An 18,384-nucleotide genomic window follows, 5' to 3' on the forward strand; every position below is an offset into this window, starting at 1 on the left:
GTAACTCTCATCTTGTACCGGCCAGGGCCCCTATATGTTGTGCCACCCCGACATATCACTTCCCGCTAATTACGCACTCCAGATCCGGATGAGCCGGTTTGTGCCTCTTCAAGAATTCGCTAAGAATTTAAGCACAGAATGCCTCGACATTATCTGTTCAAAGGTAGAGTCCCTTATCAAAACCATCGCAAACTCAGACGTACGGTGGATAGACGTATCTCCCTCGAACATTCTCATCAACAACAAACTAGAGATTAAGGCCATAGATTTCGAAATCATTAGTGATGAACGAGGGACCACCTATTATGGTCTCCATCCAGTTCTTAAAGAGCAAGCGCCTACCCCAAGAGAATTAGTAAGCTTATTGCGGGGAAGTCTAGAGGCACTGATCCGAGATTAAAGGCATAGTACCTGGAGCACATCATGTTCACATTACTGCATCAATAAATCCCATTTGACACACCGCAAGTTGTGGCGGGTCAAGAATTTGACCCGTGAGAATTGCCCACTTCGGAAATCCGATGCTGGGTTCATGCTGCGTGCATGAGCTTTCAGCCACGGTTGTCAAACATTGAGAGACACGATGCAGGATTATAAGACTTCTTATCAAAAATTTTGGACCACCGTACGCAAGAATCATCCTGACTATCTACGTTGGTTCTTCGCCGATACAGCAAGCGCCTTGGGGGCATCCCTCGTGGCCATTCCTATTTCACTTGCGAGCTACCACCTCACTGGAAGCCTAAGTCAAGCGGGAGTGATTGGAGCCGCAAGTTCGGCCGGCTCGATGATCATGACGATCCCGGCCGGCATGATCATTGATCGTTTCAACAAAAAGAAGTTACTTCTCTTCTACGGGCTGAGCCAAATTGCTATTTGGTCAACCTTCTCGCTGCTACTTTACTTGAGCAAATTCACTTTCATACTTTTGTTCTTCTTTAGCCTGTTTGCGGGAATGATTACAGGCGCGTTTGGAGGCCTAACCAACGCCATTTTGAGATTCATCATTCCCGAGACTTTGCTTGTTCAAGCGCAAGGCCGTAACCAAACTCGAGACAACATTATCTGGATGGTCGGACTACCTTTAGGAGGATTTCTCTACGGTCTAGCCCCGGTTATTCCCTTTGTTGTACAAACCTTGTCTGGGTTGGGTCCGCTTTATGCTTCAAGAACTTTCAGTATGGACCTGGGGAAGTCAAACAGCGAGCAACGGTATTCGTTTAGAGAATTCTGGTCCGATAGCAAATATTCTTTGACTTGGATTTGGAAATATCCGATGCTTCGAACAATTTTCAGCATCGATATCTTCTCCAACTTCGCCAACTTTTTCCTCATCGCGTCCATTGACCTATGGCTGGCATACCTCAAATTTGATGGTTGGATAATCGGCCTAACCTCAACCATGTTTACTATTGGAATGATTGCTGGAGGACTTCTTCAAGACCGCCTCATCAAGCAATTTCCAGGAAGAAACATTATCCGAGCAACTATGCTTTGGGAACTACTGTGGTATCTGTTGCTTCTCGGATTTTCCCAGTATTGGGCACTCATCGCAGTCGCAGCACTTTTCATCGTAGTTCCATCCATTGCATGCAACTCATACTCCGGAGGACTACTTGCGTTATCAGCGCCTCCCGAAAAAATAGGAAAATGCTCGGCAGGAGCGCGTCTAATGATGGGATTGCTACCAATCATCGCTTCCGCCAGCGCGGGTATATTTCTCGCCACAATTGGTTTTCAGGCAAGCATGGCGTTATGTGCTCTGTGCTCGGTTATCTCCTGCTTGATAGCGACAAGTTCGGTCCTGCGCACACTACCTAAAGCATCCGAGTTCAATTTACTCCCCGTATGCGAGTAAGTCCCAAGGTCATCTACCAAAGGCTCAAACACAGTTCTACAACGACCATTCCAGCATCACCGACTATGCACTGCTTAATTAGTCAAACGGAAGTTGGAGAAAGATTAAACACAGTACTTGATTCAAACGTAATTGAAGCTGGATACCTAGACGTTCAAGCGTCGACTTTATCGATGGGTTATCTTCGCAGGCTTCAGATCACCGATTGTATAGCAACGCCAGCAGATTTATACCTCCTGGATGAGCCAACCAATCACCGGCGCATTCTAGGGGTCAGTGCAACATCCCATCCGTACGCTAAATTCAGCACACGGGCCGACAACCGCACTCAGCTACATACCGGTCCGCAATACTGTGGCCGGGCGCGCACACCCCGGGCCGCCACTACCAAAAGGCCAGTGAGTACAGCCGTTTCGCCCACCAGCGGGGCAAACACGATGAATCCAAGGAATCCGACGCTGTTGCGGGTCAGGATCATAGACAATCCCCACAGCGCAATGACGCTAACGCATACCGCATGCCCCGCGGACACCGGGATCATCTGCCGGTAGCAGGGCACACCTGCGCGACGGTTCGCCAACCACCACGAGAGTAAGAAACCTGAGAGAAGGAAGCTAGAAAGACTCAGCGGAGAAACGAAGCTGAGATACGGGGTCATGACAATGGCGCCATCACCAAAGGATCCGGAGAGGTAGGCTCCGAGGATAAATAGTGCCTCACTTAGCACTCCCAGCCAGCCTAAACCTAGGAAAATCCGTTTTGCTACGGCAGGCTGCTCCAATATTGCGGAAATCACTTTAACTCCCCGACTGGTAACATCTGAACTACATTCCTTAACGATACCTTAATATTTGACTAATAAAAAGTTGTTGTTTTGTCGCCATCGCTAGACTAGGGCACCATGACTCGTGATTTTGACATCATTGTTTTTGGTGCAACTAGTTTCGTCGGCAAGCTCACTGCTCAGTATTTAGCGCGCGAACACGGTGACCTTAAGATCGCGCTCGCGGGGCGTAACTGGGCAAAGCTGCAGGCTTTGCAGCTCCCCTTCCCTCTCCTGAAGGCTGATGCAGCTAACAAGTCGGAGTTGGATGACCTCGCGAAGAAAACGAAAGTGATCATCTCCACCGTGGGCCCCTACACCCGCTACGGCGATTTCCTCGTTGATGCGTGTGCGGAAAACGACACTCACTACGTGGACCTTTGCGGCGAAGCGCTCTTCATTCGCCGTGTGATTGATCGTTGGCACGGAAAGACGGATGCCAAAATTGTGCATTCCTGCGGTTTCGATTCCGTCCCTAGCGACATGGGCATGTTCCATCTGTGGCTCAAGAGTGGCCGTAAGGAATTTAGTGAGGTGGTGATGAGCGTCGATAAGCTGCAGGGCGGACTGTCGGGCGGCACCGTCGACTCGATGCGCGAGGTGAGCCGCGACGCGAAACGCATGCCAAAAGGCGGCGCAATTTTGCACAGCCCCTACACCCTGTCACCAGATCATACGAAGGAACCAGACCTCGGCGAACAGCCCGATTTTGTGGCCCGCTACATCCCGCTCATCAAACAGTGGGCTGGCCCCTTCTTCATGTCGATGTTCAACACCCGCGTCGTGCGCCGCTCCAACACGCTCAGCGGCTACCGCTATGGGCGGGCGCTACGCTACAGCGAAGTCGCCCCTACCGGCGAAGGGCTGACTGGCAAGCTCAAAGCGAAGGCGCTCCTCGGCGCGGTCGGCGCGGCCTTCTCCGCCATCATGGTGGACAAGCTGCGTAAACCGCTCTCCGCCGTGGTGCCGGAGCCGGGTGAAGGGCCCGCCAAGCTTGACGACGGCGGATTCACCATCACCCATCACGGCCAAGCCCTCGACGGCTCCTACCATTCCGCACGAGTCAGCGCCGAAGGGGACCCCGGATATAAAGTCACCGCAATGATGCTCGGCGTGGCCGCCGTTGTCCTAGCCACCTCCCCCGCCGGGTTGCCTGAGGAAACCGGCGTACTAACCCCTGCCACCGGTCTTGGGGAGCCCTACCTGGAAGCGCTCCGAGCTGGCGGGATGTATTTTAGCTAGGCTGGCTCGGTTATGGGCCATATCCCCGGGAAGCGTTTCCCGGGTCTCGGCGCCACAACCTGCCGCACATGTGCTATTTGGCTTTTCAGCCCGCGAAACCCGGGAAATGCTTCCCGGGTTTCAAGTAACTAAGAACTGACTCACCGCTCAGCAGCACCGCGCGCCTGGGTTTGCGGCCTTTTCTGCGTAGCGTTGCCGGAAATATTCCCGCTCAGAGGGGATCGGTCGGTCTGGGTGATGGTGCCTTAGGTGAGCCGCGTATTTGGCGTACTCGTTTTCTCCTACGATCTCTCCGAGCCACCACCACACGGCTTTAATGATGCGCATGGGCCACCGGCCTTTGTTCTGCCCAGAGCTCTTCAAGTTGCTTCTCTACGTCGGTTGCCACCATTGAGCGTGGTGCGAAGTACGCTGATGGAACTTCCTCGTCCTCGGTAGTTGGGGTCTGCTCGCCACGCTGCTGGGCCGCCAGTGCGCGTGCGCATGCCACCAGAGCAGCAATCACTACTGCGAGCGTCAGGACCGCAAAGAGAATCGACAGCACGCCTTGGATCATTGTGTTGCGGATGACTGCATCGATTTCTTCAACTGTCTTCGCCGTGCCAAATTGGGTAAGCCCCTGAGCCTTGGCGTCCGCAAAGCGGTTGTGCTGGGCAAAGTAACCAATCTTGGGGTTGCTGGAGAAGATTTTCTGCCAGGAGGCGTACATAGTCACGATCAGATCCCAGAACATCGGAATTCCGGGAATCCATGCCCACTTGAGGTATCCCTTCTTCACCACGATTACCAAAACTAGTGATAGCGCGATGGCAGCCAGGAGCTGGTTAGCGATGCCGAACAGCGGGAACAGCACGTTGATGCCACCGAGCGGGTCGGTGACACCCATGAGAAGGATGGCACCCCAGAGCGCACAGACGAAGACGGTGGAGATCCAGTGACCGAGGGTCCATTCTGGGTCACGGAACTTCTTTAGTCCTGGCACGTTGGCCAGGGTGTCGGTCATCATGAAACGCGCCACGCGGGTTCCGGCATCGACGGTGGTGAGGATAAACAATGCCTCAAACATGATGGCGAAGTGGTACCAGAATGCTTGCATCTCTGGGTGGCCGAAGATGTCGGTGAGAATTTGCGACATGCCGAAGGCCAGCGTCGGTGCGCCACCGGTGCGGGAGATGATGGTGTGTTCGCCTACCGATTGTGCGGCGGCCGTGAGTTGTTCTGGAGTAAGTCCAACTCCAGGCAGGTTCAAGCTGTTGACAAAGGCTGCTGCGGTCTCTGGATTTGCACCGGTAAGAGCTGCGGGGGCGTTCATTGCGAAGTAGAGATGGCGGTCCAAAATCACGGCGGTGATCAATGCCATGATCGCGACGAAAGATTCCATGAGCATGCCGCCGTAGCCGATCATGCGCATCTGCGATTCTTTCTCGACCAGTTTCGGAGTGGTTCCTGAGGAGATCAGCGCATGGAATCCAGACAGTGCACCACAAGCAATGGTGATGAACAGGAATGGGAAGAGGTTACCCGCAAACACGGGTCCTTGACCGTTCTTGGCGAACTCTGTGATCGCAGGCATGTGCACTTCAGGGCGGTCAATGAGGATGCCCACAGCCAGCATCGCGATCACACCGACCTTCATGAAGGTGGAGAGGTAGTCACGTGGCGCTAGCAACAGCCATACCGGAAGGATCGCAGCAATGACGCCGTAAGCAATCAACGCCCACGCGAGGGTGACTTTGGAAAGCGTGAACCACTCCACACCCCAGGACGTGTCCGCGACCCAGCCACCTGCAACGATGGACAGCAGCAGTAACACCACACCGATGACGGATACCTCCATGACCCGGCCAGGCCGGATGTAGCGCAGGTAAACACCCATGAACAGTGCGATCGGGATTGTCATCGCGATGGAGAACACACCCCACGGTGATTCCGCCAACGCATTCACCACCACCAGCGCAAGCACGGCGATGATGATGATCATGATGGAAATGACGGCCAGGATACCGGCGGCGCCACCGACGGAGCCGACTTCGTCCTTGACCATCTGCCCCAGGGAGCGGCCGCCGCGCCTTGTCGACGCCCACAGCACCAAATAATCCTGGACCGCACCGGCAAGAATCACACCGACAACGATCCACAACGTCCCAGGCAGATACCCCATCTGGGCAGCCATAACTGGCCCGACCAACGGCCCAGCACCTGCAATGGCTGCGAAGTGGTGTCCAAATAGAACGCGGCGGTCAGTGGGCATGAAGTCTTTGCCATCATTGTGATATTCGGCGGGAGTAGCACGCGAGTCCTTCGGGCGCACAATCTGGTATTCCACCAAACGCGCATAGAAGGTGAAAGCAATGATGTAAGACCCCACCGCTGCGAGCACTAGCCAAACCGCATTGATGGTTTCCCCACGATGAAAAGCTACGACGCCCCAGCCTGCTGCTGCCATCAGGGCGACGATGACAAGAAAGATTTTGGTTTTCCAGCTCGGATTTCGATTGTCAACAACGCCAACCGGCAGATCGATGGCGTCCGAATGGATGAATTCAACACCGTCGGGGGCATTGAGCTTGCTAGTTACCGCAGTCATCGCATCGGTTCCCTTTCTGTTAGCACATATGATTTTGACACTTACGTCCCAAAGTTATCTTTTTTCAACTTGCGTCACAATAGTTTCGTTCATATGCAATGAAACACCCCGCCCTTTGCACCACATTCCCAGGAAACGCTTCCCGAGCTTCCCGAAAAAACTACCCAAGCACGCCCCTAGGAGTCACCACCCAAGCCAACCCCACCAAGACCAAGAGGTCTATTTAATTCACCTCCACTACCTGCAATTACTCACATAAATAGACCAAGCGGTTTACATAGACTAAGCTGTCCGCTACATTGATAACGAAGCTAACACGGAAAGGACAAACAATGCCTAAATACGACAACTCCAACACCTCAGAGTGGGGATTCAACACCCGCGCAATCCACGCTGCACAACCGGTTGATTCCGACACGGGCGCGCGTAACCTGCCGATTTACCTCACATCCTCATATGTGTTTGATTCCGCAGAGCACGCCTCGCAGCGTTTCGATCTCTCTGATGCCGGACCGGTCTATTCCCGACTGACCAATCCGACTGTCGCCGCCGTGGAAAGCCGAATCGCGGACCTGGAGGGCGGCGTCCACGCGGTGTTGTTCGCTTCCGGAATGGCTGCAGAAACCGCTGCGATCCTGAACCTGGCTGAGGCTGGCAGCCACATCGTTTCCTCCCCTCGTCTCTACGGCGGCACCGAGACGATGTTCCAGGTCACGCTGAAGCGCCTTGGTATCGAGACCACCTTCGTGGAAAACCCAGAGGATCCCGAGTCCTGGCAAGCCGCGGTGCAGGACAACACCGTTGCTTTCTACGGGGAGACCTTCGGCAACCCAATCGCCGATGTGCTGGACATCCCTGCTGTAGCTGAGGTAGCTCACCGCAACAGCGTGCCACTGATCGTGGATAACACCCTGGCCACCGCTGCCCTGGTTCGCCCGCTGGAGCTGGGCGCCGATATCGTGGTGGCATCGCTTACCAAGTTCTACACCGGCAACGGCTCTGGCCTGGGTGGTGTGCTCGTTGACGGTGGCACCTTCGACTGGACTGTTGAGCGCAACGGCAAGCCTGTGTTCCCACAGTTCGTTACTCCGGACCCGGCATATCACGGACTGAAGTACGCTGACCTTGGTGCTCCAGCGTTTGGGCTGAAGGCGCGCGTCGGCGTGCTGCGCGATACCGGTGCCGCTCCTTCCCCGCTAAATGCGTGGATCACGGCGCAGGGCCTGGATACCCTCAGCTTGCGTGTGGAGCGCCACAACGAAAATGCCCTGGCAGTCGCACGTTTCTTGTCTGAGCATGAGAAGGTCGCGTCGGTGAACTACGCCGGTTTGGAGGATTCCCCGTTCTACGCTACGAAGGAGAAGATCGGCGCAAAATACACCGGCTCTGTGCTGTCCTTCGACATCAGGGGTGGCCGCGAGGAGGCTTGGCGCTTTATCGACGCCCTGAAGCTGCACTCGAACCTCGCGAACGTCGGCGATGTTCGTTCCCTGGTGGTGCACCCGGCCACCACCACGCATTCCCAGTCTGATGAGGCCGGTTTGAAACGAGCAGGTATCGCACAAGCTACAATCCGACTATCCGTCGGCATTGAAGATATCGCCGATATCATTGCTGACCTGAACCGAGGTTTTGAGGCCATCTAATATGCATTTTGTTTCCATTGGTGATTTCACCACTGAAGCCGGCGCAGTCATCGCCGATGTCACCATCGCGTACCAAACGTGGGGCGAGAACCAGGGCGACAACGTCGTCTTGGTCGAGCACGCCCTGACCGGTGACTCTGATGCTGCCACCTGGTGGGAGGGGCTCGTGGGCCCTGGCCGTGCCATCGATACCGATGAGTATTTCGTGGTGTGCACCAATGTACTGGGTGGCTGCAGGGGCACGACGGGCCCGTCATCCCCTCACCCGGAGGGTGGTTTTTGGGGGTCTCGTTTCCCCGCGATTTCCATCCGCGACCAGGTCAGCGCGGAGCACGCTGCTCTGACGGCGTTGGGCCTGGAGAAGTTCACCGCCGTGATCGGTGGTTCTATGGGTGGCGCCCGCGCGTTGGAGTGGTGCGCGATGTACCCCGACCAGGTGGGTGCCGCTCTGATCCTGGCGGTGTCCGCCCGCGCGAGCGCCTGGCAGATTGGTATTCAGGCGCAGCAGATCACATCGATTGAGAAGGATCCCGAGTGGCACGGCGGGGATTTCTACGAACTTGGCCCCGGCCCGATCACTGGCATGGGCACGGCTCGCAAGCTGGCCCATTTGACGTACCGCGGCGAGCTGGAGATCGACGAGCGGTTCGGCGCTGACGCGCAGGACGGCGAAAACCCGCGCGGCGCTTTCCGACGCCGAGACCAGCGTTTCGCCGTGGAAAGCTATCTTGATCACCAGGCCCGCAAACTCGCAGAACGGTTTGATCCTGGCAGCTACGTGATCCTCACCGAGGCTCTCAACCGCCACGACATCGGCCGCGGGCGCGGAGGCCTGAACCGGGCATTGGCCAATATCAAGGTTCCGACCTTCGTCGTGGGCGTAGACACGGACATTTTGTACCCTTATCACCAGCAGGAGCACCTATCCCGTAACCTCGGAAACCTCCTGGGGATGGGGAAGATTGTCTCCCCGGTAGGCCATGATGCGTTCCTCACGGAAACGCGCCAGCTCGATCAACTGACGCGGCGATTCTTCCGGCTGGCACGGTCCTAACTACCGAGGGCGTCCACCGATACTGCGAGGAATACCATGATGGCGCCGAGGAGCGTCGAAAAGGCAGCATCGAAGCGTCGTGAGCGCACCGCCAGAACGCCGAGGGATCGAGAATCACACGTGAGCCGTAGCACGGCGAGCCATATCATGGCCACGCCGAAGGCAAACGTGGAACGGCGCCAGTGCTCCGTCAAAGACAGCACTGCGGCGGTCACGATGGCTAGGCCAAACAGCACTACCCCGGCCAGTTGTAGGTTCCGGGGGACTTTGGATGCTGGTAAATCCGCGTCGTGCGGATTAGCCAGTAGGTTCATCGGCGGCTGGGAAGGCAATGCTACTGCGCTGCCTGTTCTGCGCGTTCCACCACATTGCGGACCAGGAACGCGCGGGTCAGCGGGCCCACGCCGCCTGGGTTCGGAGAAACGAAACCTGCGACGTCCCAGACGTCGGGGTGTACGTCGCCGAGCAGTTTGCCGTCCTTACGGGATACTCCCACATCCAGGATGGCCGCTCCGGGCTTGACCATGTCTGCCGTCAGCATGTGTGGCTGGCCGGCGGCGGCTACGATGACGTCGGCCTCGCGGGTTTCCGCAGCTAGGTCCTTGGTGCCGGTGTGGCAGAGGGTGACGGTTGCGTTCTCGCTACGGCGTGTGAGCATGAGGCCGATCGGGCGTCCCACGGTCACGCCACGGCCAATCACCACGACCTTCGCGCCGTTAAGTTCCACGCCGAAGCGGCGCAGCAAAGAAATCGCGCCGTTGGGGGTGCATGGCAGTGGGGCGGGCTCGTTCAGAACCAGTTTGCCCAGATTCACCGGGTGCAAGCCGTCGGCGTCCTTTGCCGGGTCAATGGCCGCGAGCACCGCGTTTTCATCCAGGTGCTTCGGCAGTGGGAGCTGCACGATGTATCCCGTGCACTCTGGGTCGTTGTTCAGCTCATCGATGACCTGCAGCAGCTCTTCTTGGGAAATGTCCCCTGGCAGATCCTTCCGGATGGAACGCACCCCGATTTGTTCGCAGTCGCGGTGCTTCATTTTCACGTAGGAGTGCGAGGCCGGGTCATCTCCCACCAGCACGGTTGCTAGCCCTGGGGTAATGCCCTTTTCCTTCAGCGCAGCCACACGGTGGGCTAGGTCTGCGAAAATCTCATCCCGGTACAAATTTCCATCAAGCTTGGTAGCAGTCATGGGGCCATTATTCCACGGATCCCGGTACCTGCGACTAGATTGGTCAGTCATGAGTCCTTTTGCGCACATCATCTTCGACCAACCGGTTATCCCACCCAATACCGGCAATGCCATCCGCATGTGCGCGGGGACTGGCGCGACACTCCATCTGGCGGGGCCGCTCGGGTTCAATTTGGAGGAAAAGAATCTGCGACGCGCGGGCCTGGATTACCATGATCTGGCCGTCGTTAAGCTGCATGACAGCCTGCAGGACGCCCTCGACTCTCTGCCCGGCGCGCGCGTCTTTGCGTTTTCAGCGCGGGCTACCACCAGCTACACCGCGGTGGACTATCAGCCCGGCGATGTGCTGCTCTTCGGCACCGAGCCGACGGGGCTGAGCGACGCCGCCCTGAGCCACCCGCGGATCACCGAGCAGCTCCGGATTCCGATGTTGCCTGGTCGGCGCTCTATGAACCTTTCCAATGCGGCTGCTGTGGCCGCGTACGAGGCCTGGCGCCAGTTAGGATTCCCCGGAGCCTGAGCCGTCGGCGATGGTGATTGCGGTGAGGGCGATGTCTGCGAGCGCGACCTCATTACCCGCTACTTGCACTATCTGCATGCCCCCAAAACCTCGTTCCCCAAGGCTCACCTGCGCGCCCGGCACGATCCCATGCTGGTCAAGGTAGCGCAGCAGTGCTGGGTCGCCGTCGTGGATTCGGGACACCACTGCCACGGCACCTGGCTCCAGCTGCCCGAGGTGCCGCACCCCAAGGTCCTCGATGTCACCAGTGGCGGTTGGGATTGGATCGCCGTGCGGGTCGTGCGTGGGGTGGCCCAGGATGTCATCGATGCGGGCGAGGAACTTTTCAGACACAGCGTGTTCCAGTGAGTCTGCTTCCTCATGCACTTCGTCCCACTGGTAGCCCAGCGAATGCACCAAGAAGGTCTCCAAGAGCCGGTGGCGGCGGGCCATCGCCAGGGCATACTTTCGGCCGGTTTGGGTGAGCGAGATTCCGCCGTAGGGCTGGTGATATACCAAATCCTGGGCAGCAAGGCGTTTAATCGCTTCAGAGGTGGTTGAGGCGCGCTGGTCGAGCGCGGTAGCGATCTCGCTCAGCGTGGCGTGGTGGCCGGTGCGCTCAGAGATGTCCCAAATCAGTTTCAGATAATCCTGAGTTTTCACCGGCAGGTCAGAGACGTGCATTCCTCCATAATAGGGCAGCCGATCTGGCGATTGCGTACAGCAGCCCGCCGGTCAGCGCGATGGCACCACCCACGGAAATACCCCCCATCACGCCGACGGTCAGCCCGATGAGCCCCATGAGCACCCCCGTAATCACGGAAATAAGCACGAAAGTTCCCGGCGCCCGCGCCAGTGCCCAACCGACACCCGCCGGCGCCGCCAGCAGCGCGATCGGCACGATAGTGCCTACAGCAGGAATGGCAACTGTGACTGCGAGGCAAATGAGGAAGAGTACGAGGGCGTCGATAAGCGTGCCACCATGCTTCACGACGCCCGGGTCGAATGCCCGAAACACCAGCGGCCACCACACCAACGCGCACGCCACGGCCACCACAATGAGCAGCAACCCCGCGGCGGTCACATCTGCCCTGTTCACAGTCAGCGCTGAGCCGGTGAGGAAGGTGTCCACCCTGATCGGGAGCGGCTGAAACCATTTGGCTAGGAAGTAACCCAAGCCGAAGCCAAATGTCAGCACGATTCCCGCAGCCGCGGGCGAGCTAATCCCCGGAACCTGCGCCAGACGGCGCATCAACGCCGACAGCGGAATGCACATGAGAAATCCGCCCAGGAACAGGCAGAGGGACTGCCCGTACGTGCTGAGCTGCGGCAGGACAGTCGCGCTAATCACTACCCCGAGCACTGCGCCAGGGAACGTCGCGTGCGTGATGGCTTCCGCGAAAAAAACCTTGCGGTGCATGGTGGCCAGGGCCCCAACCGCGGCCGTAGCCGCTCCTAGAACCGTGACTTCCACGATCGGCAGCACGGAGATCACTTGACCGCCCTCCTCAACTCCGTTGCAGTAACAACGACGGCAAACACCGCGAGCATGGCCAGCGTAATAGCAGCTTGCGGTGAGATGGGGCGGGAAGTCTCTAGCAGCATCGCCCAAAACCCGAGCACGCTACCAGCCACCGCAACGAGCGCAGCGATCACCGCCATGCTTACCGGCCCTCGTGCGCACAGGCGCGCGGTCACCGCGGGGACCACCACAAAGCCGATGACCAGCAGCACTCCCACCACTGCCGCGCCAGCGACCACAACTGCGGCGATCCCCAAATTCAGAGCGAAATCGGTACGCCATACCTTCACCCCAAGGGATTTTGCACTCGCAGCATCAAACGCGAGAATGATTTGGTCCCGCCAGGTCGCAGCCACTAACACCGCACCCATAGCGGCAATCACCACCGACTGCCACATCCGAGCCGTGCTCATCTCCAATACGCGCCCAAACATCAGGGCCTCCAGCTGACCCGATTTATCCGCAAAATACAGGGACATCACGATGCCGAAGGAATAGAAAGAGGTAAGAACAACGGCGGTGGCTACGTCGTTGTGGTTCTTCGCACCCGTGGTGAGCGCCACCGCCGTTGCCAGGGCAGCCACGCTCGCTCCCCACGCGATAGAATCCGTGCCACCTGCCACAAAACCGCCGACGATGCCGGGGAACACGGCGTGCACCATGGCTTCCGCCCGGAATTCCCCAGCGCGCAGATTGACCACCGTCCCCACGATCCCAGCGCAGACACTCAAGATGACCAGCATGATTAACGGCCTGAGCAGGTAGCTGGTACTGAGCACCATCATCAGTTGCTGCACAGGATCTCCCCTGCGCTCGCATTTCCGATGACATCCAAAGTAGCACCAAAGTTACGCTGGGAACCTGCAACAACCAAAGTGTTATCGCACACGGCGCGCGCCAGTCCCAGATCGTGGGTCGTCGCAATGACTGCAACGCCTTGCTTCTTCAGATCAGAGACGATATCCAACAGCACCGTGCGGCTGTCTGGATCGAGCCCGTTGAAGGGCTCGTCGAGGAGCACTAGCTGCGGATTTCCTACCAAGGCCCGCGCCAACAAGACTCGTTGTCGCTGGCCACCAGATAACTCCCCGAATCGGATGTTTGCCCGGTCCGCCAGCCCGACGGTCTCCAACGCAGCTGCCACCTTGGCCTTTGTTTTGGCAGTGGGGCGCCACAGCAGTTTGCGTTCTGCCGCGTAGCAGCCCATCTTCACCACATTGCCGGCGCTGATGGGGAACGTGGCATCAAATTGGGTGGTTTGGGGAACATACCCCACCGCGGTAGTCTCAGATTCCACCTGGCCTGTTAGCAAGTGGGCCTCGCCCAGCAGGCCTTTCAGAAGAGTGGTTTTTCCTGCCCCGTTGGGTCCGATCACGGCAAGTGCAGTGCCGGGTTGCACAGCGAAGTTCAGTTCGCTGACAATCGGCTCTGAACCGTACCCGAAGCTGGCGTTACGTAACCGAAGCATTAGTCGCGCAGTTCCTCAGGTAGTGGCTTGACCGTGCCACCCCATGCTTCGACGAGGGTACGGACATTGTGGATGATCGATCCCGTGTAAGTCTCACCTTCGCTGCCCTCTGGGCCGAGCGAGTCACCGTAGAGTGCATCTTCGCCAGTGATGATCCGAACGCCTGCGGCGCGTCCCACGGCTTCAATCGACTTCGAGTTGTTGGAGTTTTCCGCGAAGATCACCGTTGCATGGGACTGTTTGACCTGTTCAACGGCTTCTTCGATGTGCTGGTGGGTAGCGTCTTGCTGGGCGTTAAAGTCCGACAGCGCCGCGCCAATGAAGTCAATACCAAAGTCACGGGAAAGGTAGCCGAAGGCGTCGTGGGACGTAAACAGCACGCGCTTATCCTGTGGCACGGAGTCGAAGCTGTCCTTCGCCCAGGTGTCAAGCGCGGTCAGTTGCTGCACGTAGTGGTCGGTTCGCTTTTCCCAGTCAGCAGCGTGGTCGGCATCAGCCTTCGCTAGCGCGGCTCCGATGTTGCGTACTTGCACAATTGCGCCACTAGGGCTGGTCCAAATGTGCGGATCGTGGGTGAACTCTGCTTCTTCGCCGGGTTCTGGATCGAAAGGCCAGGGAGCAACATCTGCTTTGTTGTCGCCGGCGTCAATGGTGAATTTTCCAGCTTCTGCGCCAGTGTTCGGGACGCCAGAGGTGACGACCATGCTGCCTTTGAATCCGGAAGAATCAATAGCGCTGTCTAGGAAGTGCTCGAGGTCTACGCCGTTAGTGAGTAGCAGGTCAGCGTCAGACATGGCCTTCATTTGCTGCGGCGTCATCTCATGATCGTGCGCTGACGCGTTCGGCGCAAGCAGGCAGTTGAGTTTGACCGTAGGCTTTGCGCCGTCCGGAGCATGCTTCTTGCCTTGGGAATCGGTTTTCTCCAAGACGATCTCAGAGTCTGGCTGCTGCTCGGCAATGTGCGTGACATAGTCACAGATTTGGGTGGTGGTGGCGACGAGTTGCAGTGCATCATCACCATCTGCGGTGCCGGGGGTACATGCGGTGAGCAGGCATCCTGCCGCCAGGACAGCTAAGCCAGCTGTTTTTCTCATTGTCGTTTTTCCTTCCAGGGCTGATCGCACCTGTTGCGACCACCCTCCCAGACTAACGACATTGAATCCTTAAGTTCAAGTAGTTGAACTATACAGTTCTGGCAGCTTCCGGTGTCGGAGCTGATCCAACAATTCAGTAGCGTCGCTCACTGCTAGCTGCTGCGCGGACATCATCACCGGCCCCGGCACCATATCCAACCGCAGCGTCGCGATCCCTAACACCTGAGCGATAGGCCCCCTCACCAGGGATAACTCTTGAATATGCTCCGGTGCGACCATGCTCATCCGATGACTGAACCGGCCGGCATGGATCACCACGGCACGCTCCCCCAGCACCGTCACTGCTTGTTGCTTCCAATCGATCGGCGACACCCAGCGGGCACGCCGGGGACTGCGGTACTGCGGACGCTCAGCCGCCTCGGGCTTCACGACGCCATCCAGCTCCTCCCCCGTCGCCGGCCCCAATGTGGCCGCCACCTTCAGAGCTAACTCCCGGCTCCCTACCGGCAGCACCGTGGTGGTTCCTGATTGTTTGTCAGCAGCCCCATAACCAGCCACCGAGATCATGACCTTCCACCAACCGAACCGACGCCACAAGATCGGTTGCACTACCTTGACGCCGTGGATACGGCCAAGCGGGATCGTCTGCTTCCGCTTATCGGCGAGGCCATAGGTGACGTTGAGTGTGGCGTCGTGAAGCGTGCCGGTAAACCGCCAGCTGCTATCAACGACATTCCACAGCCACGGCCCGGCAGCCGCCAGTAACGGCAACGCGGCGCCGGCGGCGCCCGGCACAGCGAGCAACGGCAGCGCGATGAGTAGCAAGACGGTGGCGGGGTGAAGCGCTGCAGCGATGATGCTGTGCTGAATCGGGATGGTCGGGATGAATTCAGCAGCCTGCGGTTCCTCTGCCAGTGGCGTTGTGGAGATCCGTGACAGGATTTCGGAGCGCACCCGCTCCGCCTCCGGTTTACTCAGGTACAGAATTTCCAGCGCCGATCCTTGCCCACCTGCGGTTTCAATTCTCACCTTCGCCACCCGGAAAATCCGGGCGATAACCGGCTCAACCACATCCACCGCTTGAATCCGGTCAAAGCGCGCCGTCCGCAGATTAGTGGACAGCACACCATGTTTCACCTGTACTTCTTCCGCGTCCAGTCGGTAGCCCATCGCCTTCCACCACAGACCGGATCCCCACCACACCACGGCGCAGAGCAAGGCAAAACCAGCAACGGCAGCCAACAACCAGAGCAGATGCTGCATCTCACCAGTGAGAAACGCCGAGATTCCCAGGAGCGCCGACCCATTGAGGTTGGCGATAGCAATGGCAAAGAACGCAAGAATAGCAGTCCAGAACTTCAGCAGCGGTGTCGCACGATGTACCGGGCAAAAATCAGTCACAGGCCGCTCATCCTCTCGCGGGCTCGCTCGGCCAGGCGCTGGCGAAGTTCATCCGCCGTCGCGGATTCCAAACCCCGGACCGTCGCATCACTCGTCGACGACGCGGTGTGCAACAGCACATGCTTAAGACCAAATAGTCGCTCGATCGGCCCGGCCTTGACATCCACAAACTGGATCCGGCCATATGGCACCACGGTAAACGTGTGCCACAACTTCCCCTTAGTCAGCAACAAATCATCGTCAGTTTCCTGCCAACCCAGATTCCTCACCTGCGCCGGGATGAGCCACGAAAGCCACCCGATCACCAGCACAAGAATCGCGGTACCCACGAAAAACCACGGGCTAAACAACGTGCCGAACACCGCGAAAGCAACAGCAGCTAACGCAGGCCACGGAAGCGCCCCCAGCAACCGGACCTGAGTAAGACGAGAAGAAGCAGGATTCATGCCTCTAGTTGTACCTGAAGGGATCCTCCATCCGCTCGACGGCTAAGGATCCCCAGCACGGTCGTTATAACAGCACGGAAGCGAGCGCAGCACCGACCACGCACGATGTAATCACCGAGATGAAGCCCGGGATGATGAACGAGTGGTTGATGACAAACTTGCCGATGCGGGTAGTACCAGTCTTATCGAATCCGATGCAAGCCAGATCAGATGGGTAGGTTGGCAGAATGAAATAGCCGTACGCCGCGCCGTAGAAACCAACGATGAGCTCGGGAGCTACGCCCAACTGCAAGCCGATCGGCGCAATCGCGACGAGAGCAGCGGCCTGAGAGTTGACCAACTTGGACACAATGAGCAGGACCAATGCGTAAGCCCACGGGGCGGATTCGACGACACCGCCAAGGCTGTCCTTGAGTGCATCAATATGGGTTTGGAAGAAGGTGTCAGCCATCCAAGCAACACCAAACACGGAAAATACAGCGGTCATTCCAGCCTTGAACACAGCCGTGCTGGAAATCTTTCCTGCTTCGGCCTTACAGAACAGCAAAATTGCAGCGCCCGCAACGAGCATAACCATCTGGATGACCAGGTTCATGGAAAGCGGCTGCATCCCCTTCTTCCCCTCAAATACTGGACGAAGCTCCTCGAAAGCACCGAGGATGACCACAACCACAATCGCCACGAAGAAAATCCACATGGCGCGGAACGATTCCTTTGGAAAGACTTTGCCGATCAAGGTTTCAGAAGATGCGTAGACCATTTCCTTGAACTCGGGGTCCTTCATTCGTTCCTGGAATTGCTCGTCCTTATCTAGATCCTTACCGCGACGTATCGACCAGAGTGCCGCCAAAATAACACCAGAAAACGAAGCGGGGATCGCAACCATCAGGATCTGAGGGATGGAGTAAGCCTTATCGATGATCCCGGCATTCTCAGCAAGAATCGAGGCCAGAGACACGGTAGCCACCGACACCGGGGAAGCGGTGATACCCATCTGTGAAGAAGTAGATGCAACCGCCATCGGACGTTCCGGGCGAATCCCCTTCTTGATCGCAATATCCTCAATGATCGGGAACATCGTGTACACCACATGCCCGGTGCCACACAGCAATGTGAGGAACCACGTGGTGATGGGCGCGAGGATTGTGATCATTTCTGGCTTTTTACGCAGGAACTTCTCCGCGTATTGCATCATGACGTCGAGGCCACCGGCTTGCTGCAAGGTAGACGCACATCCGATCACAGCAATGATCGTGAGCATCACATCTACTGGAGGCTTTCCTGGTTGTAGACCAAACAGGAACACCATGAGCAGCAAACCGAATCCGGAGATGAGGCCTAGGCCAATACCGCCGTAACGAGTACCGAGAAGCAGACAGAAAAGTACAACAGCAATCTGGAGCACAATGGCGATTGCCGATGTGGGGTCGAGAATCGTGGCTAGCACGTATCTCCCCTTTCAGTTCGGTTAACAGAATAATTCAAAGGTAAAACCAAACTTTTGTGTGAGAAAAGCCAATATTCACTGAGATTTCTCACATACTCACAGCTTGACTGT

General features: G+C 57.4%; 18 protein-coding genes and 1 pseudogene. 6 read left to right on the forward strand and 13 right to left on the reverse strand.

Features of this window, described 5'->3' with window-relative positions; genetic code table 11:
- Positions 1–583 precede the first annotated feature (583 nt).
- The gene (locus ACZ6ZO_RS10165) at positions 584–1,858 is read left to right on the forward strand and encodes an MFS transporter (protein ID WP_465292397.1); all 1,275 of its coding nucleotides are present in this window, start codon (positions 584–586) and stop codon (positions 1,856–1,858) included.
- Positions 1,849–2,100, forward strand: a pseudogene (locus ACZ6ZO_RS10170) (hypothetical protein); the annotation flags it as partial. The gene ACZ6ZO_RS10165 and the pseudogene ACZ6ZO_RS10170, both read left to right, overlap by 10 nt.
- A gap of 86 nt (positions 2,101–2,186) precedes the next feature.
- On the opposite strand, the gene ACZ6ZO_RS10175 reads toward ACZ6ZO_RS10170, so the two are convergent.
- Positions 2,187–2,654 (reverse strand): hypothetical protein, encoded by a 468-nt coding sequence (locus ACZ6ZO_RS10175; protein WP_465292461.1) that lies wholly within the window; start codon positions 2,652–2,654, stop codon positions 2,187–2,189.
- A gap of 105 nt (positions 2,655–2,759) precedes the next feature.
- On the opposite strand from ACZ6ZO_RS10175, the gene ACZ6ZO_RS10180 reads away from it, so the two are divergent.
- Positions 2,760–3,923: a saccharopine dehydrogenase family protein gene (locus ACZ6ZO_RS10180; RefSeq protein WP_465292399.1), complete on the forward strand. Its 1,164-nt coding sequence runs from the start codon at positions 2,760–2,762 to the stop codon at positions 3,921–3,923.
- 147 nt (positions 3,924–4,070) lie between these two features.
- Here ACZ6ZO_RS10180 and ACZ6ZO_RS10185 read toward each other — a convergent pair whose 3' ends face one another.
- Positions 4,071–4,250, reverse strand: coding sequence for a YbdD/YjiX family protein (locus ACZ6ZO_RS10185; RefSeq protein WP_465292401.1), 180 nt, complete (start codon positions 4,248–4,250; stop codon positions 4,071–4,073).
- Positions 4,237–6,510, reverse strand: coding sequence for a carbon starvation CstA family protein (locus tag ACZ6ZO_RS10190; protein WP_465292403.1), 2,274 nt, complete (start codon positions 6,508–6,510; stop codon positions 4,237–4,239). The genes ACZ6ZO_RS10185 and ACZ6ZO_RS10190 overlap by 14 nt, the downstream gene beginning before the upstream one ends.
- 332 nt (positions 6,511–6,842) lie before the next feature.
- Between ACZ6ZO_RS10190 and ACZ6ZO_RS10195 the strand changes: the two genes are divergently transcribed.
- Together ACZ6ZO_RS10195 and metX are read left to right on the forward strand one after the other, a co-directional pair.
- Complete coding sequence (locus ACZ6ZO_RS10195) at positions 6,843–8,156, forward strand: O-acetylhomoserine/O-acetylserine sulfhydrylase (RefSeq protein WP_465292405.1); 1,314 nt, start codon at positions 6,843–6,845, stop codon at positions 8,154–8,156.
- 1 nt (position 8,157) lies between these two features.
- Positions 8,158–9,210: a homoserine O-acetyltransferase MetX gene (metX, locus tag ACZ6ZO_RS10200; RefSeq protein WP_182386851.1), complete on the forward strand. Its 1,053-nt coding sequence runs from the start codon at positions 8,158–8,160 to the stop codon at positions 9,208–9,210.
- Here the strand turns inward: metX and ACZ6ZO_RS10205 are convergent.
- Both ACZ6ZO_RS10205 and ACZ6ZO_RS10210 read right to left on the reverse strand, forming a co-directional pair.
- Complete coding sequence (locus ACZ6ZO_RS10205) at positions 9,207–9,524, reverse strand: DUF3017 domain-containing protein (protein WP_182386852.1); 318 nt, start codon at positions 9,522–9,524, stop codon at positions 9,207–9,209. The two genes, metX and ACZ6ZO_RS10205, sit on opposite strands and share 4 nt — an antisense overlap.
- 20 nt (positions 9,525–9,544) lie before the next feature.
- The gene (locus tag ACZ6ZO_RS10210; protein WP_208769121.1) at positions 9,545–10,396 is read right to left on the reverse strand and encodes a bifunctional methylenetetrahydrofolate dehydrogenase/methenyltetrahydrofolate cyclohydrolase; all 852 of its coding nucleotides are present in this window, start codon (positions 10,394–10,396) and stop codon (positions 9,545–9,547) included.
- A gap of 49 nt (positions 10,397–10,445) precedes the next feature.
- Here ACZ6ZO_RS10210 and ACZ6ZO_RS10215 point away from each other — a divergent pair, with 49 nt between their 5' ends.
- Entirely contained in the window at positions 10,446–10,916 is a 471-nt protein-coding gene (locus tag ACZ6ZO_RS10215) for a tRNA (cytidine(34)-2'-O)-methyltransferase (protein ID WP_182387354.1), read from the forward strand.
- On the opposite strand, the gene ACZ6ZO_RS10220 is transcribed toward ACZ6ZO_RS10215, so the two are convergent.
- The 8 genes from ACZ6ZO_RS10220 to ACZ6ZO_RS10255 form a co-directional block, all read right to left on the reverse strand.
- Positions 10,896–11,579, reverse strand: coding sequence for a metal-dependent transcriptional regulator (locus ACZ6ZO_RS10220; protein ID WP_208768747.1), 684 nt, complete (start codon positions 11,577–11,579; stop codon positions 10,896–10,898). The two genes, ACZ6ZO_RS10215 and ACZ6ZO_RS10220, sit on opposite strands and share 21 nt — an antisense overlap.
- On the reverse strand, positions 11,566–12,390 hold the full coding sequence (locus ACZ6ZO_RS10225; protein WP_465292409.1) for a metal ABC transporter permease: 825 nt from the start codon (positions 12,388–12,390) through the stop codon (positions 11,566–11,568). Before ACZ6ZO_RS10225 ends, ACZ6ZO_RS10220 begins: the two co-directional genes overlap by 14 nt.
- Positions 12,387–13,214 carry a metal ABC transporter permease gene (locus ACZ6ZO_RS10230; RefSeq protein ID WP_182386856.1) on the reverse strand — a complete coding sequence of 276 codons (828 nt, stop codon included), beginning with the start codon at positions 13,212–13,214 and terminating at the stop codon, positions 12,387–12,389. Before ACZ6ZO_RS10230 ends, ACZ6ZO_RS10225 begins: the two co-directional genes overlap by 4 nt.
- On the reverse strand, positions 13,202–13,885 hold the full coding sequence (locus ACZ6ZO_RS10235) for a metal ABC transporter ATP-binding protein (RefSeq protein WP_465292412.1): 684 nt from the start codon (positions 13,883–13,885) through the stop codon (positions 13,202–13,204). Before ACZ6ZO_RS10235 ends, ACZ6ZO_RS10230 begins: the two co-directional genes overlap by 13 nt.
- On the reverse strand, positions 13,885–14,979 hold the full coding sequence (locus ACZ6ZO_RS10240) for a metal ABC transporter substrate-binding protein (protein ID WP_208768743.1): 1,095 nt from the start codon (positions 14,977–14,979) through the stop codon (positions 13,885–13,887). Before ACZ6ZO_RS10240 ends, ACZ6ZO_RS10235 begins: the two co-directional genes overlap by 1 nt.
- Positions 14,980–15,054: 75 nt before the next feature.
- Positions 15,055–16,380, reverse strand: a complete 1,326-nt coding sequence (locus ACZ6ZO_RS10245; protein ID WP_465292414.1) for a PH domain-containing protein — start codon at positions 16,378–16,380, stop codon at positions 15,055–15,057.
- A complete protein-coding gene (locus tag ACZ6ZO_RS10250) occupies positions 16,377–16,826 on the reverse strand; it encodes a PH domain-containing protein (RefSeq protein ID WP_465292416.1) in 450 nt (149 codons plus the stop codon). Before ACZ6ZO_RS10250 ends, ACZ6ZO_RS10245 begins: the two co-directional genes overlap by 4 nt.
- A 64-nt stretch (positions 16,827–16,890) precedes the next feature.
- On the reverse strand, positions 16,891–18,273 hold the full coding sequence (locus tag ACZ6ZO_RS10255; protein WP_465292418.1) for an anaerobic C4-dicarboxylate transporter: 1,383 nt from the start codon (positions 18,271–18,273) through the stop codon (positions 16,891–16,893).
- Between the last annotated feature and the right edge of the window lie 111 nt (positions 18,274–18,384).

The organism is Corynebacterium sp. NPDC104732, assembly GCF_055583565.1.